Origin of the sequence: Bacillus sp. FJAT-18017 (assembly GCF_001278805.1) — a bacterium.
Taxonomy (GTDB): domain Bacteria; phylum Bacillota; class Bacilli; order Bacillales; family Cytobacillaceae; genus Bacillus_D.
The window spans coordinates 1,639,833-1,659,304 of sequence record NZ_CP012602.1 but is presented as its reverse complement, the minus strand read 5'-3'; the positions used below and the strand labels follow the sequence as shown (position 1 = coordinate 1,659,304).

General features: G+C 42.9%; 19 protein-coding genes. 4 read left to right on the top strand and 15 right to left on the bottom strand.

Features of this window, described 5'->3' with window-relative positions; genetic code table 11:
* Positions 1-26: 26 nt before the first annotated feature.
* The 5 genes from AM500_RS07575 to AM500_RS07555 all read right to left on the bottom strand — a co-directional run bounded on the left by AM500_RS07575 (position 27) and on the right by AM500_RS07555 (position 4,092).
* The gene (locus tag AM500_RS07575; protein WP_053601656.1) at positions 27-824 is read right to left on the bottom strand and encodes a DUF1444 domain-containing protein; all 798 of its coding nucleotides are present in this window, start codon (positions 822-824) and stop codon (positions 27-29) included.
* Between the two features lie 159 nt (positions 825-983).
* Positions 984-1,298, bottom strand: coding sequence for a thioredoxin family protein (locus tag AM500_RS07570; protein WP_053598674.1), 315 nt, complete (start codon positions 1,296-1,298; stop codon positions 984-986).
* Between the two features lie 446 nt (positions 1,299-1,744).
* Positions 1,745-2,362 carry a hypothetical protein gene (locus AM500_RS07565; RefSeq protein ID WP_053598673.1) on the bottom strand — a complete coding sequence of 206 codons (618 nt, stop codon included), beginning with the start codon at positions 2,360-2,362 and terminating at the stop codon, positions 1,745-1,747.
* A 33-nt stretch (positions 2,363-2,395) separates the two neighbouring features.
* On the bottom strand, positions 2,396-2,923 hold the full coding sequence (locus tag AM500_RS07560; RefSeq protein WP_053598672.1) for a DUF84 family protein: 528 nt from the start codon (positions 2,921-2,923) through the stop codon (positions 2,396-2,398).
* A gap of 95 nt (positions 2,924-3,018) precedes the next feature.
* Entirely contained in the window at positions 3,019-4,092 is a 1,074-nt protein-coding gene (locus tag AM500_RS07555; protein ID WP_053598671.1) for a M42 family metallopeptidase, read from the bottom strand.
* 195 nt (positions 4,093-4,287) lie between these two features.
* Between AM500_RS07555 and AM500_RS07550 the strand changes: the two genes are divergently transcribed.
* Entirely contained in the window at positions 4,288-4,608 is a 321-nt protein-coding gene (locus AM500_RS07550) for a peptidase M4 (RefSeq protein ID WP_053598670.1), read from the top strand.
* Positions 4,609-4,821: 213 nt separating this feature from the next.
* Here the strand turns inward: AM500_RS07550 and AM500_RS07545 are convergent, their stop codons facing one another.
* Both AM500_RS07545 and trmB read right to left on the bottom strand, forming a co-directional pair.
* A complete protein-coding gene (locus tag AM500_RS07545) occupies positions 4,822-5,664 on the bottom strand; it encodes a YtnP family quorum-quenching lactonase (protein ID WP_053598669.1) in 843 nt (280 codons plus the stop codon).
* A gap of 173 nt (positions 5,665-5,837) precedes the next feature.
* Positions 5,838-6,479, bottom strand: a complete 642-nt coding sequence (trmB, locus tag AM500_RS07540; RefSeq protein WP_053598668.1) for a tRNA (guanosine(46)-N7)-methyltransferase TrmB — start codon at positions 6,477-6,479, stop codon at positions 5,838-5,840.
* Between the two features lie 209 nt (positions 6,480-6,688).
* Here trmB and AM500_RS07535 point away from each other — a divergent pair, with 209 nt between their 5' ends.
* Positions 6,689-6,976 (top strand): YtzH-like family protein, encoded by a 288-nt coding sequence (locus AM500_RS07535; protein ID WP_043934067.1) that lies wholly within the window; start codon positions 6,689-6,691, stop codon positions 6,974-6,976.
* Here the strand turns inward: AM500_RS07535 and AM500_RS07530 are convergent.
* From AM500_RS07530 to pepV, 6 genes are all read right to left on the bottom strand, one after another.
* Positions 6,962-7,744 (bottom strand): phosphotransferase family protein, encoded by a 783-nt coding sequence (locus AM500_RS07530; protein ID WP_043934066.1) that lies wholly within the window; start codon positions 7,742-7,744, stop codon positions 6,962-6,964. The two genes, AM500_RS07535 and AM500_RS07530, sit on opposite strands and share 15 nt — an antisense overlap.
* Before the next feature lie 261 nt (positions 7,745-8,005).
* A complete protein-coding gene (pulA, locus tag AM500_RS07525; RefSeq protein ID WP_053598667.1) occupies positions 8,006-10,147 on the bottom strand; it encodes a type I pullulanase in 2,142 nt (713 codons plus the stop codon).
* A gap of 20 nt (positions 10,148-10,167) precedes the next feature.
* Positions 10,168-11,121, bottom strand: a complete 954-nt coding sequence (locus AM500_RS07520) for a diacylglycerol/lipid kinase family protein (RefSeq protein WP_053598666.1) — start codon at positions 11,119-11,121, stop codon at positions 10,168-10,170.
* A 138-nt stretch (positions 11,122-11,259) separates the two neighbouring features.
* The gene (thpR, locus tag AM500_RS07515) at positions 11,260-11,805 is read right to left on the bottom strand and encodes an RNA 2',3'-cyclic phosphodiesterase (RefSeq protein WP_053598665.1); all 546 of its coding nucleotides are present in this window, start codon (positions 11,803-11,805) and stop codon (positions 11,260-11,262) included.
* A gap of 231 nt (positions 11,806-12,036) precedes the next feature.
* On the bottom strand, positions 12,037-12,903 hold the full coding sequence (gene dat / locus AM500_RS07510) for a D-amino-acid transaminase (protein ID WP_053598664.1): 867 nt from the start codon (positions 12,901-12,903) through the stop codon (positions 12,037-12,039).
* Between the two features lie 25 nt (positions 12,904-12,928).
* The gene (pepV, locus tag AM500_RS07505) at positions 12,929-14,353 is read right to left on the bottom strand and encodes a dipeptidase PepV (protein ID WP_053598663.1); all 1,425 of its coding nucleotides are present in this window, start codon (positions 14,351-14,353) and stop codon (positions 12,929-12,931) included.
* A 630-nt stretch (positions 14,354-14,983) separates the two neighbouring features.
* Between pepV and AM500_RS24895 the strand changes: the two genes are divergently transcribed.
* Entirely contained in the window at positions 14,984-15,205 is a 222-nt protein-coding gene (locus AM500_RS24895; RefSeq protein WP_081773086.1) for a DeoR family transcriptional regulator, read from the top strand.
* Between the two features lie 156 nt (positions 15,206-15,361).
* On the opposite strand, the gene AM500_RS07500 is transcribed toward AM500_RS24895, so the two are convergent.
* Together AM500_RS07500 and AM500_RS07495 are read right to left on the bottom strand one after the other, a co-directional pair.
* Positions 15,362-16,081 carry a pseudouridine synthase gene (locus tag AM500_RS07500; RefSeq protein WP_053598662.1) on the bottom strand — a complete coding sequence of 240 codons (720 nt, stop codon included), beginning with the start codon at positions 16,079-16,081 and terminating at the stop codon, positions 15,362-15,364.
* A gap of 41 nt (positions 16,082-16,122) precedes the next feature.
* Positions 16,123-17,724 (bottom strand): putative polysaccharide biosynthesis protein, encoded by a 1,602-nt coding sequence (locus AM500_RS07495; protein ID WP_053598661.1) that lies wholly within the window; start codon positions 17,722-17,724, stop codon positions 16,123-16,125.
* Between the two features lie 229 nt (positions 17,725-17,953).
* On the opposite strand from AM500_RS07495, the gene AM500_RS07490 reads away from it, so the two are divergent.
* Positions 17,954-19,222, top strand: a complete 1,269-nt coding sequence (locus AM500_RS07490) for a BaiN/RdsA family NAD(P)/FAD-dependent oxidoreductase (RefSeq protein WP_053598660.1) — start codon at positions 17,954-17,956, stop codon at positions 19,220-19,222.
* Positions 19,223-19,472 lie beyond the last annotated feature (250 nt).

Sequence of the window (19,472 nt, the reverse complement as noted above, 5' to 3'; positions counted from 1 at the left end):
ATTAATAATCAGCAAATACATGATAGCTATTTCTTTGGCCGATTTTTACCAAGAATGAAAATTGGCTCAAGCTCTCCATTTTCAAATAGGAATGACAAAGCTGTAACTGGAGTTTTGCCGGCTGCGAAGAAGCCCATTGCCATCTGGGCAAGAACATCATAACCAGTGTCATTCCGAATATCAGCAATAATCAATACATCCTGATGCGGTACTGCCAGCGCCATCGTTCCTGAGATTCTCGTTTGCATCTCAACAAGGAAACCTTTGTTCAGGATCCTGCTCGCGTCATATCCATCATTCGTATTCAAAAAGTAGAAAATATTGTCAGCTACCTTGTCTTCCTTTAACGGTACCGGGAGTGACCTTACATTGAACATAGCCACTTCCCTAATTTGCCCCTGGTCCCATCCTTCCTTTTGTAAAAGCTTCGTATCAATCAACCTATAGGTGTTGCCCATATCGTAGGCATAATAAATCCTTGTTTCTGCTGTATGCTCATCGTAAAGAAAAGGGTTTCCTTCCTCTGGCTCAGTCGGGAAGGAGGCAGACCTGATCACAGGAAATACCTTCTTCATCTCCCCGCTTATTTCCTTTTGGCCCGACATTGCTTCCAGGCCTTCCTCTATGTAATAGATTACCTCTTCGATTGCCGTATCGTTTCGTTCGTGCCATTTTGCAACAATTCCGCCTATAGAGACGGTTATTCCTTTTCCACTTACTTCATGTTCAATTCTAAGTTCATCTTTATCTCGATCATAGATAAATTTCCGGTCGGGCTTAGTTAGCCGTTCCTCCAGTATTTTCCTCATTTTCCGGCTGTCCATTTTCAACCTGTAAACCCCCAATAAATAGTGTAAATTAGTGATTAACTCGCCACTCGACAAGCTTTTGTCCCCGTCAGTGCTATAAACATAGTTATTCCAATAACCATGTCTTTTGACCAAAAAAAATCCATCTCAAGCAGAGAGATGGAAGATTGTCCATTAGCGAAGCCCAGTCATGAAACCTGCTATTTCTTCTGGGGTTTTCCTGTCCTTACTTACAAAACGGCCAAGTTCCTTTCCATTTTCAAAGCCAATAAAGCTCGGAATCCCATAAACATCAAGCTGCTGGCAAAGGTCAATGAATTTGTCCCGGTCTACATGGACAAATGTAAAATCCTTGAACTGTCCCTCAATATCGGGCATAACTGGTTCAATAACCCTGCAATCGGGGCACCAATCAGCCGAAAACATGAAAACATGTTTACCTGTATTTTTTAAATCCTCAAATTGATCCATAGATTCTAAATGTATCATCCAGTATTCCTCCTATTTGCCGCATGTCATTCCTTGTTTCCATAATAGCAAGCGAATGGCGGCAGGTCTAATCAAACGGCCCGCGCCTGTTTTATAATTCCCCAATCAGGCTGAACACAAACCAAGAAAAGCGCAGCGCCTTCGTGACAGGCAAAGACCGCCTGTCCCTGCGATGTTTAATCTAAGGAGCTTTCCTTAGTGGCCCAGCGCCGTATGGACTGGAGGGCCTCGAAGGAGATAAAGGAAACACGATGAGTGCAAGCGAATCGATGTTGACTTATCGTAACGAGGGGACCGAAGTACACTAGGCGCTCCTCGAAAAAGCTACCGCTTTTTCTTCGTGCGATGCTGCCGAAGCCTTCCTTGTGTAGCTAGACAGTTCTCAAGGAAAAGATATATTTCTGATATTAAAAAAATGGATGGCCAGCCGGCCACCCAATTAACGTCTATTTATTAATCTCTACAGAATTAGCAATTCGCATCAGTACTTTCGCCTCGTCATCAAGGCTTCCGGTTTTGGTTTCGGTTGTTACTTTAACACCGCCTATTCCGGTTGTCAGGGAATTCAATCCCTCGTCAAGCTGTTTAATTACTAGGTAGCCCAATCGGCCTTCACCCTGAAACTCATCTACCGCCTCTGGGTCGCCGTAAGCCTGGGTTGTTGCATCAAAGACCACCCTGCTATCCTTGCCTTCATGTGGGTTATAAAAAAGGATATACGTCTTTGCCCCATTTTTCAAAATGACATTATTCGGCTTGACCTCTTCAACTTCGAATCCAAACGGCAAGTAAAAGCTAATTTCATCGGTTTTCTCATTGGCCTTTTTCTTTTTTTCTTCAAAAGAAGTTTTTGCCTCAACTCTCGCCTTTTCTCTTTCTTTTTCAAAAGAAGGGCCGCCGCAGGCACTCAAAACCAACATGGCAGCAATAATAAAAATTGCTGTTGGAAATCGTCTTTTCATCATTTTCCCTCCCGGCAGGATCCGCCAATTCAGATTTTGCCCAAGAAGGAAAAAGTCGAATTTTGCACCCCGGCCGACAATTTTAGATTTCTCTTTTATCATACTCCCATTGGGTATCAGTGACAAGTCTACCTTTTAATTGCCATTTAATTTATGCAGGTTGATTCGATACAAATGTTGCCCATATAGCAGTTTAACTATGTGTGTGAACATTGCGGCTCTGTCTACCTGGCCGTTTGAGAAGATGCCTATTGCACCTGCAGTCTTTCGAATATTTGTCATTTTAGTGTATTCATCCATGACTGGGCCGAGTTCTTTTCCTCCCAGCAGCTTCCCCGCCACTTCATCAGGCAGCCGGATTCTTGCACCCCCGGCAATTAAAGGAGATTGGCCAGGCTCAGCAAGCGCTCCCCAATTGCATAGAAAGAGGCCATACTTTGTCATTTGCACTCCGCCTTCTAGGCCGATGCCAAGGTCACCTTTTTCAAGAGCCTTTTGAGCCCTATTTATTGCTCCCTCTATCGTTTCCCCATCTGAAAAGGGCTGTGCTGAAACACCAGAGGGTACATCACAGGAAATGAAATCAGCCCCAACAATCTCTTTGAATACATCCTGTACCGCGGAGATTTTCGCGGGATTTTTTGATCCAATAGCTACTTTCATAAGATTCCTCCAACTCTATCCGACTACAACGAAAAGCCTTCGCGGCCAGAAGCAGCGAAGGCAAAAACATAACTGTAACCGGGCAAGAAGTAAAATTAACTATTTGATTTAATCGTTTGTACTGTAGTTTTGTCAAAAGACTTGACAAGCTTTACTAACAATTCTTTTGCGGCTGCATAATCATCAACATGCATGATTGATGCATGAGTATGGATGTATCTTGCACATATACCGATAACTGCACTTGGTATTCCTTCAAGTGAAGTATGGACACGTCCTGCATCCGTGCCTCCTGGTGAAACAAAATATTGATAAGGAATTTTGTGCGTCTCAGCGGTATCCAGGATGAACTCTCTCATACCGCGATGGGTTACCATGGATCTGTCGAGGATCCGAAGAAGCGTCCCCTTGCCAAGCTGGCCAAATTCTTCTTTGTTTCCTGATGCATCATTGGCAGGGCTGGCGTCGAGAGCGAGAAAAAGGTCGGGCTTAATCATATTTGCTGCAGTTTGTGCTCCCCTTAAGCCCACTTCTTCCTGAACTGTTGCTCCTGAAAATAATGTATTTGGAAGGTCAATACCGTTTACTTCTTCCAATAATTCAATTGCCAAACCACAGCCATATCGGTTATCCCAAGCTTTAGCCATTATCTTCTTTGGATTTGCCATTGGAGTGAACGGACATATAGGCAAAATGGACTGCCCTGGCCGAATTCCAGCCTTTTCGGCATCTTCTCTATTATCTGCGCCAATATCGATTAGCATATTTTTTATTTCCATTGGCTTATTCCGTTTCGCTTCATCAAGAAGATGCGGCGGGATGGACCCGATGACACCAATTAAAGGACCATTTTCGGTTATAATCTGTACTCGCTGGGCAAGCAGTACCTGGCTCCACCACCCTCCAAGCGGCTGAAAGCGGAGCATTCCATTCGGAGTAATGGAAGTGACCATGAAGCCAACCTCATCCATATGGCCGGCAACCATGATTTTTGGATCTCCATCCTTTCCTTTTCTAATCCCGAAAATACTTCCCAGATTATCCTGAATAATCTCATCGGAAAAAGGTTCAAGCCGTTCTCTCATATAACTTCGAACTGCATGCTCATTTCCAGGAGCACCTGGCAGTTCGGTTAATGTTTTAAACAGTTCTATTGTTTTTTGATTCATAATTGTTCTACTCCCTCCAAAGGACAAATAAATCTCATTAAAATACCAACTAATTTTTATGTATACACCCAATTTTACAGAACTTTCACACGGGATGCCATATCATTTACTTTTTTCAGTGGGTTCTTTCACCATTCTAGGATATACTGGTATTGAAATGTAACCGATTAATATCCTGTTAGGGAGGCGATTCATGTGAATTGGAAAACTTTTTTATTGGGAGTTGCAACCGGAGCGGCGGCAGCCTATGCAGTAAACGAAGTCATTTCAGATAACAAGGATGTCCCTGCACAAAAAGTCCTTTCCCATGCTAGAAGCCAGTTCAAATCTTCCGGTCCTGTAAGTGGTTCGTGGATTCATATGGAGGCACTTCCATTTGAGAAAAATGGTATCCACTACCGGGTCTACAGGGGCGGGATTACCAGGCAGGTTTCTGATAGCACCCAACCTGGAGAGCAGTTCGAATTTGTTGCAGATGCTACAACCGGCACAATCCTGGAAGTATCCAGATTATAGACCTAAAGCGTAAGCGCCTCGCGACAGGCAAAATACGCCTGGCTCTGCGATAATTATTCTCAGAAGTTCCTTTGTATCCCATGAACTTATGCTGGCGAAGCTTTCCTTGTGGATCTGGATAAACAAAGACTGAGACTGGCAGCCAGCCAGTCTCTTTTTTGCTAGTACCGTCTATATGGAAATGATACTATCGTGCCAGACCGTCACCTGTTACTACCGTTCCCGCTTTACTTCCCCTATAACATTCCCATTTTCATCCCATTTGACTGCCCGATAATAAGCATCATGGTAAAAGAAAAACCATGCATTGTTTTCCTTCCCATGAGCGATCCACTTTTGCTTGGCAGGAATTGATTCCATAGGATAATCATCGTATGCAAGAACCCAAAGCGGATTTTGATGGGCTTGTGTTGGCATGATATCAGCCATATGAATCCCCAGCTCGCCGCCATCTTCGATTAAAATAATAGAATGGCCGTTACTATGGCCGCCTGTATGGATCATGGTAAACGGGCCTTGATTCCACTCCTTATCGAATGTCTCTACCTGCCCTTCAATCGATTCCCAGTTTTCCTTCCAATATGTATTCTTTGACCGGACGTTTGGATTTCTCATCTCATCCCATTCAATTTGCGAAGTGATTATTTTAGCATTAGGAAAAGACGATGAGTAATTCCCCTCGGCATCCACTTTTGTCAGTCCGCATGCATGGTCGAAATGAAGGTGAGTCATCAGGACATAATCAATGTCCTCATAGCCAAGACCAAATTCAGCCAAGTCCGATTCCAATTGTGATTCCTCTGTTGCACCATAATTTCTTTTTTGCTTGTCAGTCAGTTTATTGTTTCCTAATCCAGTTTCAATTAAATAATTTTTACCTTCATATTGCACAAGGATTGGGTCAGATCTTAATTCAATTTGGTTCTTTTCATTGCACGGATATTTCTTTTCCCATAGCGGCTTGGGAACAACGCCGAACATCGCCCCGCCATCCATATTGGTTACACCGCCCTTTAACCAGGCAAGTTCAACTCCACCAATTTGTAAACGCTCCATTGAATATCCCTCCTTAATTTGGCTGACAGGAAAGCATGGATTATTTTTAAATATTTTAGATGCCAAGCTTTTCTATACTTTTTTATTTTACCACTAACATTTCCAATTTTCGCTTTTGAGACATTTTTCGAAATAAAAAGAAAAGCACCCTCGCAATGGAGGATGCCTGTAACTCAATTTCTATATTGAACTTCGCATCGATAGATCCGGCTGCCCTTACCGGAAAATTTCTCTTCATACTCAGTCATGATGTTTCCAGCAAAATTGCTGTTGTGTAAATCAAGGCTTACATATTTCAAAAGCATGCCATACTCTGAAAAGCTCACTAAAGAATATTCAAAAAGACCCTGATTATCCGTCTTAAAATGAATTTCTCCGCCATCAATTAGTATTTCCTCGTATAATGCTAGAAAGCTTTTATAAGTAAGACGCCTTTTTGCATGACGTGTCTTTGGCCATGGGTCCGAAAAGTTAAGATATAACCTGCTAACGTCTCCCTTTGCAAAAATGGACAGAAGTTCAGCCGCATCCACGTTGAGAAGCTTTACATTTGGAAGCTCCGCCTCAATAATCCGGTCCAATGCAGTCACAATAACTCCCTCGTGCAGTTCAATACCAAGGTAATTAATGTCGGGATTGGCAGCAGCCATGCCGGTAATAAATCTTCCTTTCCCTGTACCGACTTCAATATGGAGAGGGTTCTCATTTCCAAACACTTCATTCCATTTCCCCTTATGCTGCTCAGGGGATGAAATAACATATTGAGGGTACTGCCGAATTTTTTCGCCGGCCCATGGTTTATTACGAAATCTCATACTCGCACTCCTATCATAAAAACCCTTTTCTGAAAGGATAGTCTGAACATCACCTGTCAGAAAAGGTTATACGTCCTAAAAAATCATTCGGTTTAAAAGATATCATGAACTGAAAATCCATGCAAGCAGCTCAATGAATAAACAAACATGGGAATCCACAACCTAAGTTATGGATTCCCATATAGAAAAGAAATGAAAGGATGACACATATGCCATTAAACAGCCAGGATCAGGCTGCTGTCCTTAAGGATATCCTAAGCAACCATCAAACCGATTGCTGTGGTTCTGTCGCAGAGTGCGAACAAGTTGAACGCCTGGTAAAGTCACTTATGGCCCACACTGGCATAAACAAAAATGTAAAAGGCATCTTACAGGATATATATGAATATGGCCAGCATGGAGCCCAAAGCACGGACCTGGATAATCATATTCAAGCCCATCAAGGTCAGCTTTCAAACTGGGTAAGTGATATCGACCAGTTTTCAGGCCAACTTTAATAACCTGGCCAGAAATCCCAGCCATTTATTCATCTCGCCATCCTGGTTTTTGTCCTTACACCATTGAACTGTCGAAATAGCCTGGCCTGTAACATACCATTTCATACGCAGCTCCAGGTTTGAAGTCAAAGGCATTCCATAACGGCTAAGCCAGGAAAGCCAATCTTTCTCGGGAACATACCAGTATAAAAGCATTCCCAAATCAATTGCCGGATCCCCAACTGTCGCTCCGTCCCAATCAATCAGGTATAACTGGCTGTCTTCACCTAGCAGCCAGTTATTATGATTAACATCACTATGGCAAACAACATGGTGAGAATATTGAACATTTCCAATTTCGTTTTTCAAAAAACGCAGGCCTTCCTTGACCACAGGGTGCTGGGCAATATCGGGGTCAAGGCTTTTAATAAGGCTATCTAGCATATTTTGTGGAACTACTGGTTTTTTTCCCAGCCGAATAAGCATCGAAAGCAGCGGCTCAGAGCTATGAATCTTTTTGAGCAGCTTTGCGACACTTTCCTGGCCCATTTCTTCCGGTTCCAATTCCCTGCCATTCTTCCATTGCTGGGCAGTAATAACATCGCCAGTTTCAAGCCTTTTTGTCCATACAAGCTTTGGAACAATTCCCTCTGCAGAAAGCACCGCCAAAAAAGGCGATGAATTGCGTTTCAGAAAAAGCTTCTGTTCCTTATACTCTGCATAAAAGGCTTTGCCTGTGGCGCCCCCGGCCGGGACTATTTCCCATTCATTCCCTAATATATATTCCAAAACAGGTCACCTACACTATGTCCGTAACATCTTGCGCTGTCCGCGGTTGCGGTCCGTATTTTTGGGCAATGTACGCTCATTGCTTTTAAACGCCGGTGCCCGGTTGTATTGGAGAATCGAGGTTCAAAGAGAAAAGTAAATTGACTTATAAAGTAAAAAAGACAGCTACTGTATACTTATTACAATAGCTATCTTATAAATATTAGCGCCATTCGGCATTATTCGTCAAGAGACTATAGACAGAAAAGACAAATTCCCTAATTATTTTTTGACTAAAACCATTATACTGACCGGTTCCAGGACGGCTGTTTCGTCACGTGTAATCGTCCTTAGGGGCTGAATTGCTGCATGAAGATCATCTGCAAGCACATCCCATTCACCGTCAGGAAGCGTAATATGGTGGATATATACGGTTGGATTCACAATAAGGATTATCTCCTCTTGATCAACCCCCGAATTAAAGTGGAAGCCGATTAGCGGATGCTGCAGACCCAAATCCTTTAAATTAATCCTAATATCCTCGGCACTTCTATATCGGAAACATTCGAGCTGTTTTCTAATTTCAATTAATCCCTTAATATAGCGAACATTTTCCGAATGCCTAATTTTTCGTTCCCAGTCTAATTGATTTACCTCATCAGGTTCTTTATAGCTATTGCCTATTCCTCCCTTTGTCCTGAAAAATTCCTGGCCACTGTGAAGAAAAGGAACTCCCTGCGCAAGCAGTACAAGACTAGTTGCAAGTTTATGGCATTTCATTTTTAATAAATCACCTGAATTGTCCAGGCAAGCTTCCAGCTTATCCCAAAGAGTATGGTTATCATGCGCCTCAACATAATTAACTGACTGTACTGGCTCATTGAATACCCCTTTGCCATCCGTAAATAGGCCAATGCTTCCAGCAAGAGCTTCCTTTGCTCGATCAGTATAGGTTCCATTCCCCAGGGCATAGCCGCGTTCATAAAGATTAAATGTACTTCCCTTGATGGAGTCACGGAACTGGTCATTGAATTGGCCGATGGACGGCATCAAATTCTGATTCCGCATAGCTGCCTTTTCAGATGAAGGAAGCGGAGTGTTCAATTCCCAACCCTCTCCAATAATAATCATACTTGGCTTTAGACTGTCGCAAATCTCTCGGATTCCATTTACCGTTTCAACATCGAGGATGCCCATCAAATCCATTCTTATCCCGTCAATGTTGTATTCCTTCACCCAATATCGGACAGAGTCATGAATGAATTTTCGTGCCATTAGCCTTTCAGAAGCAATATCATTGCCTACACCCGTGCCATCCGAAGGCTGCCCATCTGAATGAAACCGGAAGAAGTATCCCGGGACAATTTTTTCAAAAGGAGATTGTTCCCTAATATAAACATGATTATAGACTACATCCATAATGACTCTTAAGCCCTCGGAATGAAATCCCTCAATCATCTGCTTCAATTCAACGATTCGTTTATATGGATCGGATGGGTCTGTTGAATAACTGCCCTCTGGAACGTTAAAAAGGAGCGGGTTGTAGCCCCAATTATATTCCGTTCTTTCCAATTCATTAATGCCCGCAAAATCATTGAATGGCAGGAACTCAACATGTGTCACGCCAAGTTCTTTCACATATGACAATCCCGCAGCCTTTCCGTCAGCACCGTTCGCATCCGTCTCTGCTGCCCCGATATAGAGGCCTTTGTGGCTGACTCCGCTATCAGGATGGATTGTAAAATCACGGATATGCGTTTCATATATAATCGCATCCACAGGATGAGTGAAAGGTGGAAGTTGGACTGGCTGAACTCTAGTATTTTCAAGCTTGGCGACAACACTATGAGTTGTGTTCGCAGAAGCTGCTACTGAATAGGGGTCCACCGCTTCCCTCCATTCATGGTTTACAAGAACCATAAAAGTGTAACGGTAAAATTCAAGGTCTCGCGCCAATTCTGCTGACCATACCCCCTTTTCTCCCCTGGACAGCTTCACAAGCTCAAAAAACTTCCCTCCTGGCGGGAAAAGTTTTACTTTTACTTGAATAGCAGTCGGGGCCCATAGTTTAAAGGTTGTATAGCCATCCTTACAAATTGCCCCCAAATCTTCACCCTGATAAAAAAAAATCTCATCGAAATCAGTCGTACGAACTACAGCGCGAATTTCCACGTCCGCTTCTATGCCGTTCATTCCTGATAAAAAATACTCCGTCCCAAATTCAAATTCTCCCTGGAATCTGCAGGATAATTTTAAACCATCCTCTACATCCGTGATATCAACTAATTCGAGGGGAATATCAGTTGTTCCATTTGATAATGTGAATGAAGCGGAAGCTGCTTCCCGATAGGAGAGAGGAAGCAAAATAGTGATTTCATTCATTGCATCAAGGTATGCATTAAAGTCTCGCTTAACGGAAGCCATTTGACTCACCACCAATTTTTCTATTCTTTTAAAGTTCTGCGATTGGACAGGATTTTGAATGCTCCGGGTAATACCGTTGCACTCCCATAATTGGCTTTTCCAATATATTCTCCATCTGCATGAAAATCAATTTCTGCAGTTGATGAGATTGAAATTTTCTTGCCCTGAAAAGTATGTACTTCATTAAAGTATATATGTTTCCCCCAGAATACGCTCATAAACACTAACAACAGCTTAAGTCTGGAAAGGCGGGTCACCACCGTGATATCGAGCATGCCATCACTGGCCATTGCTGTTGGCGATATAATCATCCCGCCGCCATAATAAGGCTGGTTCGAAATAGTAACAAACCACGTTTGTTCATATATATGCCTATTTCCGTCAATCGTTAATTCAATTGTTCCAGGCTTATAGGAAAATAGCTCCTTTAAAAGGATATATACATACACAAGCCTGCCTAGCGAAAAACGGTTGAACAATGCTTTCATGCTTGTCTCATTCGCTTTTTTTGAAACGAGCGCATCAAACCCTCCGCCCATATTATTAATAAACAGGCGTGCCTGGTTTCCGTTTAATGACAAATTACCACCATCAACTGTATCTGAAGGTTCGCAATTCGTTTCAAGCAAATCATTCAATGCCGCCAAGGGCTCACGAGGCAAGGAAAATCCGCGTGAAAAGTCATTTCCTGATCCACCTGGAATAAAACCAAACGAAAAAGGAGCGCTGCTGCCAATCCCATTTAGGACTTCGTGAGCAGTCCCGTCGCCGCCAACCGCTATAATCGATATATTCTCATCCCTCACCTTGGCTGCAACGTTCCTTGCCAGTTCCACTGCATGGCCAGGCCTTTTACTAAAATAAACCTCATAGGGGATTGATTGGCTCTTCAAGCTGCCTTCGATTGCTACCCATTTCTTAAGGCATTTCCCATTTCCAGCCTTCGGGTTTACGATAAAATAATACTTTTTCATTACCAGCCAGTTTCTCCTGTCCCTGTCTCTATAATGTGCGGAAAAAAATGCACTAATTAGTTAAGCCTATGAATTCCGCTCCAATTTAGTCTTCGTCTTCTTTACATCAACATAAGATTCTTTAATTTATCCACATATTTATTTTAAATGATAGATTTCAACCGCTTCATATTTTGGATTTTTTGCCATATTGGTTCGATACAACACCACTTCGTCTAGCAAAAATTCATAGTTGTTAAATGACAGCGTCTCCTCTTGCTTTTGAAAAGGAGCTTTTCCTTCCCAATTCCGGGCTAGTGTTATATGCGGGGAAAACGGCCTTGTCTCCAGAGGAAATCCTGCCTTCTCACAAGCTTGAAAGACTCGGTCACGCAATATACTTAATTCATCACTTTTTGAAACACCGGCCCAGAAGATTCTAGGCTGGTCTTTACGGCCAAAGGTTCCCAGGCCCGCCACTGACATATTGAACGCTTCAAAATCCTGAATAGATTCCTTTACAAGCGCTTTTGCTTCCTCCAGTTTATCCTCGGGAGCATGTCCCAAAAATGCAAGTGTAATATGCAAATCTTCATGATGAACCCAGCGCCTGAACGGATACGAAGCTTTCAATTTCTCCATCTCTTCCTTCATTTTTACTTTTGTGTCTGAAGGAATTTTCGCAGCAAAAAAATAATGGCTCATACGTCACACCCTTTTGTTTTATTGTAGCAAACTCCCAGGAAAAACCGGGAAAAAATTGTACTACTAGTAGTATCTTTGGGTAATCTGGTATTATCCACTACAGCCGTCCAATTCCATGTTTTCCCACTTTTTCACCAGGGGACATTAGAGTTGCTCCTTTCGATTATAAAAAAGAAAGGCTCCCCTTCTTCCATTGGGCAGCCTTAAATCTTTTATTTCTCGTCTTTAATATTACTGCTTTACAGCGATGCTGCCGCACTGCTTTTCAATTTCCTGTTCAAAAAGCGTCTGAACCTTTCTTGTCACAGGTCCCGGCTCACCATTTCCCACAGGTTTACCATCTATTTTTACAATAGGGGTGAGTTCTGAAGTAGTGCTGGCAAGAATGACTTCGTCGGCATTGTTTAAATCTTCAACCGTAAATTCCTTTTCAACAAAAGGAATTCCTTCCCTCTGACAGAGCTTTGCGAGAGTTTGTCTCGTTATTCCATTAAGGATAAGGTTATTAGCTGAGTGGGTGTAGATTGTTCCACTTTCAACAATAAAAATGTTTGAGGAACTTCCTTCAGTAACCGTTCCATTCCGATGGAGGATGGCTTCATAGCAGCCAGCATCCGCGGCTTTTTGTTTGGCCAAGATGTTACCTAGAAGATTTAAGCTCTTTATATCGCAGCGCAGCCACCGGAGATCCTCTTCCACAATTGCTGCTGCTCCATTCGTAATCGTTTGGAGCGGACGATCTGCCTTTCTTGTGTAGGCTACTAGTGTCTGAGCCGTTCCTGCAGGCGGAAACACGTGATTTCGCGGCGATATGCCCCTGGTTACCTGAAGGTAGACAATCCCAGTAGTTAACTGGTTTTTATCAATCAATTCTTTGAACCTCGATTCAAGTTCTTGAATGGTCCAGCCTAGGCTAATGCCGATTTTCTTAGCACTAGCTTCCAGCCTTTCAAGATGCTCCATTGCCGTGAACATAGTTCCGTTATAAACCCGAATAACCTCATACACACCATCACCAAATTGATATCCTCGGTCCTCCACATCAATAGACGCCTTATCCCGCGAGATGATGTCCCCATTCAACACTACGAATTCCATCTGGTTTCCTCCTGCTCTTCTCTATTTACTCTTCTTTTGCAAGCTCCCATATCGCCTGCGCATAAAGGGCTGCGGCTTTCAATAGGTCCTCAATAAACATATATTCATCTTTTTGATGTGCAACATCAGGCCTTCCTGGAAACAGAGGGCCAAACGCCACGCCCGATTTAAGGGATCTTGCATAGGTACCCCCGCCGATTGCAATCAACTCTGCAGGTTCTCCTGTCTGCTCCTCATACACCTTTTTCAAGGTTTGAATCAGGAAGTCATTTTCATCGACATGATGCGGCTTGGAGTCAGTGAAATTGGATATTTCAAACCCACGTTCCATCACCAAAGACTCCAGCTTTGTTTTAATCTCACCCATAGCTGCGGTTACAGGATAGCGGAGATTCAAACCAAGCATACCTGCTTTTTCCTTTGTATACGAGAGTTTTCCCACATTAATTGTCATGTCGCCGGTAATGTCATCACTATAGGCAATTCCAAGATTTTTCCCTCGTGAGTCTTTATAAAAATAATCCGAAACAAAGGTAAAATACTTTTTAGCCTGCGAATCAATAGTTAGACTCGAAAGGAACTCAGCTAAAAACAAACCCGCATTTTTTCCGTTTTCCGGTTCCATGCCATGCACAGACACACCTTTGACTTCCAACACAACTGTTCCTGCATCTACATGGAGCTCCCTTCCAAGGCCATGCTGGTCCATGAACTCGATAAACCTTTGCATAATTTCCGTATCCCCATTATGTACATGAAGGGAAGCTCTAGCAAAGTCAGGCACCATGTTATAGCGAAGCCCTGCCTGGAATTCCAGTACTTCAACTTGGGGAGCGTCTTCTGCTTCCTCCCTGGAGAGGGTTTGAACAAGATCAAAATCGGAAATGCCTTTTTCAGCGTAGATTATTGGAAAATCAGCATCGGGCGCAAAACCCATCCCCGGCATTTCTTCGGTTTCAAAATAACGGGAAACACAGCGCCAATCGCTTTCTTCATCGGTCCCGAGGATCATCCGTACCCGTTTTTTCAAAGGCAGGCCAAGTTCCTTGATTATTTTCATTGCATAATAGGCAGCCATTGTCGGCCCCTTATCATCAAGTACGCCGCGGGCATATAGTTTCCCGTCGCGAATTTCCGCATCGTACGGCCCGCTTGTCCATCCATCTCCTTCTGGAACAACATCGAGATGGCACAGAATGCCAACAAGCTCCTTGCCCTCCCCTAACTCAATATGCCCCGCAAGATTATCTGTGTTTTTAGTTAAAAAACCATCAGCTTCTCCCATGTTAAGCATAAAATCAAGGGCCTCTTTGATTCCCTTCCCCAGAGGTGCTTCCGCTGTAGGATTGGATTCATCCAATACACTTTGTATCTGCAGGAGCTTCTGTGTATCTTTAATAAAAGTATCCTTCCTCTTACCAACTTCTTCAAGCCAATTTACATCTTCCACTAGAAATCCTCCCACCAAACAATATATGGGCACTGCCTCCCCATATTCTACGGCTTACCATATGAAAATAATCTTACCAATCTTTTATAAAAAAACGAAGTGATAACAACAGATATATTGTCTTACTTGCAAAATTTTCACATAACTTCACATAAACCTCTACCTAATGTGCATATCCTTAGTAAAAAGGGTAATAGAAAGGTAAACCCGAATATTACCTGCAAAAAGAATATAAATATATTGTAAATTTCGTAAATATGGTGGAAATCTTCAGAAATTAGGGATACAATAATGACAAAAGCGGAAGCGCCTTGATCATCGCCGTATAAACTGGAGGGGCTTCGACTGAGATAAAGGAATCACGAAGAGCGATAGCGATTCGATGATGACTTATCGTAGGGAGGAGACCTGAAGTTTACTAGGCGATAGGCGCTGAAGCTAGACGTAGACATGCTCTATAAAGGAGCTATCTATTGTTGTGAACCCATTGTTCCCTAATAAAGGAATAAAGATTGACACTATGTTTTGGAAGGGAGTGGCTGCTTGGAAAGGATTCCTTATTGAACCTTAACCAGCCGGCCGTCAGCAGGAAAATGCCCAGGGTTTGAAAAATGGATAGGGAGTGGTTTTTTGAAACCTTCGACTAACCGTATGTTGAACCGCATCAAGTGCATCTACATGTTCATCTCAAAGAATGGGACTGTATCAACCCAGGACCTTGTAGAGGAATTTGGCATCACTCCTCGTACCATTCAGCGTGACTTAAACGTCCTCGCCTACAACGACCTCGTTAAAAGCACGAGCCGGGGCAAATGGACAACCACCCAGAAAAAAGTAAAAATGTCCTCTTAATACGTATACAAAACACTTCAATAACTTAAGCGTTAGTTTAAAACGCTCCTCATGCAGAAAACCGCCAAATTTGGCGGTTTTCTCTTGTTATATATGCCTGTAGGACTCCATTGAAACAAGTGGCTGGGGTTCATCCCCAGCCGCATCTTATTAACTTTATTCAGGCTGATAATTCATCAGGCTTTCTAATTCCTCGTCAGTCAATTCCCGATATTCACCGAGTTCGAGCGTTTCATCAAGTAGAAGCGGGCCCATAGAAATTCGTTTCAGGTAGACAACACGCTTCCCTACAGACTGGAACATTCTCTTTACCTGATGAAACTTTCCCTCTGTTATCGTCAGCTCGATATCAGACATTAAGCCAGATTTTAAGATTTTTAATTCACCTGGCTTCGTATGATAACCATCTTCAAGGGTAACTCCCTTAGAGAACGCCTCCACATCCTCTTCTGTTACTTCGCCTTCTATAACAGCAAAATATGTTTTAGGAACATGTTTTTTTGGTGAAAGCAAGCGATGGGATAACTGTCCGTCATTTGTAATTAATAAAAGCCCTTCGGTATCCTTGTCAAGCCTTCCAACCGGGAAAGGTTCAAATACCTGTTCTTCCAACTCAAGCAAATCTATGACTGTTTCGTCCCGGTTGTCTTCCGTCGCTGATATTACACCCGGTGGTTTATTCATCATCAGATAAACAAATTCCCTGTACTCTATTTCAGTTCCATTCACCGTAACTGTGTCTTGTTCCGGGTCAATATGCTGTTTAGCATCTTTAATAGAAGTTCCATTTACTTTAACGGTGCCGCTTTTCAGAAGCTGCTTTACTTCCTTTCTGCTTCCATAGCCAAGATTGGCGAGCATTTTATCTATTCGCAAAGGAACTCACTCCTCATTCTTTTTCGTCGCTATCTTGAATTCTAGACTCGTATCCTCAGTTTACCCAGCAGCCTGTCAACCTTGTCCCCAAACAGGAAGTAAATTAAGCGGGTTTTTATGGAAAGGTAGAAATACACAGCCCCGCCAACAAGTGCTGTTACAGCAATGAGAATTAGAGACTGCCATTCAACCTCTGGTGAAAGGTAGTTCGATAAGAGCCGGTATGTGACAGCTGAGGCTGCGAGCATGAGAGCTCCAAAAATAACAATTAATAAACTCCTGCGAAGCACCAGCCTAAACCGGTACCCTGAATATTTTTTAATAATGATTAAATTAATCATGATAGCCGCCCCGTAGCCTAAAGCGGTAGCCGCAATGGCACCATCAGTTTCGAATGCTTTAATAAGCGGGATATTGAAAGTAAGCTTTATCAACAAACCTGTCAGCAAGCTTAGGATAGTCCATTTCTGCTCATTGATTCCTTGAAGAATCGCTGCCGTTACAGAGAATAAGGCAAACAAAATCGCAACCGGTGCATACATTTTCAGCACCTCAGTTCCAAGTTCCATAGGACCGTAGAATACGGTATAAAAAGGCTCGGCAAGCAGTGCAAGTCCAGCGGCTGCAGGCAGCGTCAGGAATAATAGCACCTGGAACGTCTGGTTCAGCTGAAAATTAAGACCCTTTCTGTCCCCCTCAACAAATGCTTTTGTAACACTAGGTACAAGTGTCAACGAAAATGCAGTCGCAAGCGACACTGGTATAATAACTAGTTTGTGGGATTGGAAATTCAAAATAGAAAATGCGTCGCCGGCATCTTTAGCCTTCACCCCAGCTTGAACCAATGCATTCTCGAACGTAAGCTGATCAATAAATTGAAATAGCGGATTCGCTATCCCAACAAGTACAAACGGAGCTGCATATATCAGAATCTCCTTGTACATTTCTTTTAAAGAGATATTCACTGTACCCTTATCTTGTTCAAGTAATTTATCCAGGCCGGGTTTTCGTTTAATCCAATACCAGGCTAACACGAACAGACTGCCAATTGCCCCTATAAAGGCAGCAAAGGTAGCTGCTCTAACAGCGTCTACAGTATCTCCGCCCATAAATTCCAAAATGATGTAAGCCCCAACTAAAACAAACGTAATTCTGACAACCTGTTCTACAACCTGTGAGACTGCAGACGGTCCCATTGACTGATGTCCCTGAAAAAAGCCACGGATCATACTCATAAAAGGAACAACAATCAAAGCAAACGAGACAGCCCGGATGACTGAAATAATGTCTTCTGCCGGCTGTGTTTTTCCCTGTGCCAAAAGAGGAGCCGAAAAATACAGAATGAGAAATGAAAGAATTCCAGTACATAGCATGACGACCAATCCAGATTTAAAAAGCCTTCTTCCAACCGCATATTCTTCAAGGGCATTATATTTTGCTATGAATTTTGATACAGCAAGTGGTATGCCTGCAGTCGCAATACTGATGAAAATTGTATAAGGAATATACGAATATTGGTATAAAGCTGTCCCGTCCAACCCAACAAGCCTGGTAAACGGAATAACATAAAATAACCCGAGCATCTTGGAAATCATGGTTCCAAGAGTCAGGATAAACGTTCCTCTAATAAGCTTTGATGACATAAAATCCCTTCTTACATTAGAAATGAGCAAATACCCGCAATCACACTGGATACAGGTAGTTATAAAAACACGCTAATTAGTAGTGTACCTTTCTTTTCCCCAATTCGCCACTGCCACTCCTTACATTTCGATTAATTTCGCATTTGGTCACAATTACAGAGTATGTTTATAATGATAAGAAACCAGTAAATAATGTAACTGGATAAATGATAAAGTTGGTGTTGTAAAAATGAAATACGATGTTATTGTCATTGGCGGTGGCCCATCTGGTCTGATGGCAGCGGCTGCGGCTGGAGCAAAGGGCGCTAAGGTTCTGCTTATTGATAAAGGAGACAAACTCGGCAGAAAGCTGGCCATTTCCGGCGGAGGGCGCTGCAATGTCACGAATAGGCTTCCTGTTGATGAAATCATCAAGCATATTCCCGGCAACGGCCGATTTTTATACAGCGGATTCTCTCTTTTCAGCAATGAGGACATTATTGCTTTTTTCGAAGGGCTCGGAATTCAGTTGAAGGAAGAAGACCACGGTAGGATGTTCCCCGTAACAGACAAAGCACAATCTGTTGTTGATGCACTATTGAGTAAGCTGGAGGAGTTGAAGGTTAAGATTTTTACTAACTCACCTGTCCGGGATTTACTGTTTGAAGAAGGCCGTACAACCGGCGTCTTGCTTGCAAATGGAACAAAAGTAGAAGCAGGGGCTGTCGTCATTGCTGTAGGTGGAAAATCAGTTCCGCATACAGGTTCAACCGGTGATGGATATGCATGGGCAGAAAAGGCCGGCCATACCATTACCGAGCTATTCCCTACCGAAGTTCCCGTCACATCCTCTGAAGCTTTTATCAAAAAGAAAGAATTACAGGGGCTGGCGCTTAGAGGTGCAGCCGTCAGTGTCCTGAACCCGAAAGGCAAACCGCTCGTCACTCATAGGATGGACATGCTATTCACCCATTTCGGAGTCAGCGGCCCCGCTGTTCTCCGCTGCAGCCAGTTTGTTGTCAAGGCATTAAGGAAGTGGGATCTTAGGGAAGTTCAAATGCAAATCGATGCACTACCAGACAAAAATGCAGAAGAGCTGTTTCAGGAAACCATTTCAGCATTAAAGGAAGAGCCTAAAAAAAGCATAAAGAACCTGTTGAAAGGGCTCCTTCCTGAGAGATATCTCTTATTCTTGCTCGAACGCTGCGACATCGACCCTTCAGTCTCTGCCGGCGAGGTGCCGCACGACAGAATCAGGAGCTTCTGTAAAATGTGCAAGCAATTTACTTTTAATGTTAACGGCACACTCCCCTTAGAAAAGGCCTTTGTTACCGGCGGCGGAGTATCAGTAAAGGAAATAGAACCGCAGACAATGGCCTCAAAGAAAATGGATGGACTGTATTTTTGCGGTGAAATTCTTGACATCCATGGCTATACCGGCGGCTACAACATAACAGCTGCGTTTGTTACCGGCAGGCTTGCAGGCGGAAGTGCGGCGGAGTATGCCCGTGAAGTGTAGTAATTTATTATAAATATACTACGTAAAAATGCTGCTCCAAAGGGTCTTAGAAAATGGACCCGGGGCAGCATTCTATTTTATGAATATTTGGTTTTGATTTCGTACTGTTCTCGGTTTCAAATTGTACTCGTAAACTTTTCATGGACATTTCATCTGACTGACAACTTCAAATTGTACTCGAAAACTACTTTCCAGGACATTTCACCTGTAAGACAGCTTCAAAATGTACTTGAAAACCAATTTCAAGGAC

Bases quoted from the DNA above. Each gene is read 5' to 3' on its own strand.
- AM500_RS07570 (WP_053598674.1), bottom strand. From the start codon at position 1,298: ATGATACATTTAGAATCTATGGATCAATTTGAGGATTTAAAAAATACA.
- AM500_RS07555 (WP_053598671.1), bottom strand. From the start codon at position 4,092: ATGAATCAAAAAACAATAGAACTGTTTAAAACATTAACCGAACTGCCA.
- AM500_RS07565 (WP_053598673.1), bottom strand. From the start codon at position 2,362: ATGATAAAAGAGAAATCTAAAATTGTCGGCCGGGGTGCAAAATTCGAC.
- dat (WP_053598664.1), bottom strand. From the start codon at position 12,903: ATGGAATTCGTAGTGTTGAATGGGGACATCATCTCGCGGGATAAGGCG.
- thpR (WP_053598665.1), bottom strand. From the start codon at position 11,805: ATGAGCCATTATTTTTTTGCTGCGAAAATTCCTTCAGACACAAAAGTA.
- AM500_RS07545 (WP_053598669.1), bottom strand. From the start codon at position 5,664: ATGGAGCGTTTACAAATTGGTGGAGTTGAACTTGCCTGGTTAAAGGGC.
- AM500_RS07495 (WP_053598661.1), bottom strand. From the start codon at position 17,724: ATGTCATCAAAGCTTATTAGAGGAACGTTTATCCTGACTCTTGGAACC.
- AM500_RS07520 (WP_053598666.1), bottom strand. From the start codon at position 11,121: ATGAAAAAGTATTATTTTATCGTAAACCCGAAGGCTGGAAATGGGAAA.
- AM500_RS07490 (WP_053598660.1), top strand. From the start codon at position 17,954: ATGAAATACGATGTTATTGTCATTGGCGGTGGCCCATCTGGTCTGATG.
- AM500_RS07535 (WP_043934067.1), top strand. From the start codon at position 6,689: ATGCCATTAAACAGCCAGGATCAGGCTGCTGTCCTTAAGGATATCCTA.
- AM500_RS07560 (WP_053598672.1), bottom strand. From the start codon at position 2,923: ATGAAAGTAGCTATTGGATCAAAAAATCCCGCGAAAATCTCCGCGGTA.
- pulA (WP_053598667.1), bottom strand. From the start codon at position 10,147: ATGGCTTCCGTTAAGCGAGACTTTAATGCATACCTTGATGCAATGAAT.
- AM500_RS07575 (WP_053601656.1), bottom strand. From the start codon at position 824: ATGGACAGCCGGAAAATGAGGAAAATACTGGAGGAACGGCTAACTAAG.
- trmB (WP_053598668.1), bottom strand. From the start codon at position 6,479: ATGAGATTTCGTAATAAACCATGGGCCGGCGAAAAAATTCGGCAGTAC.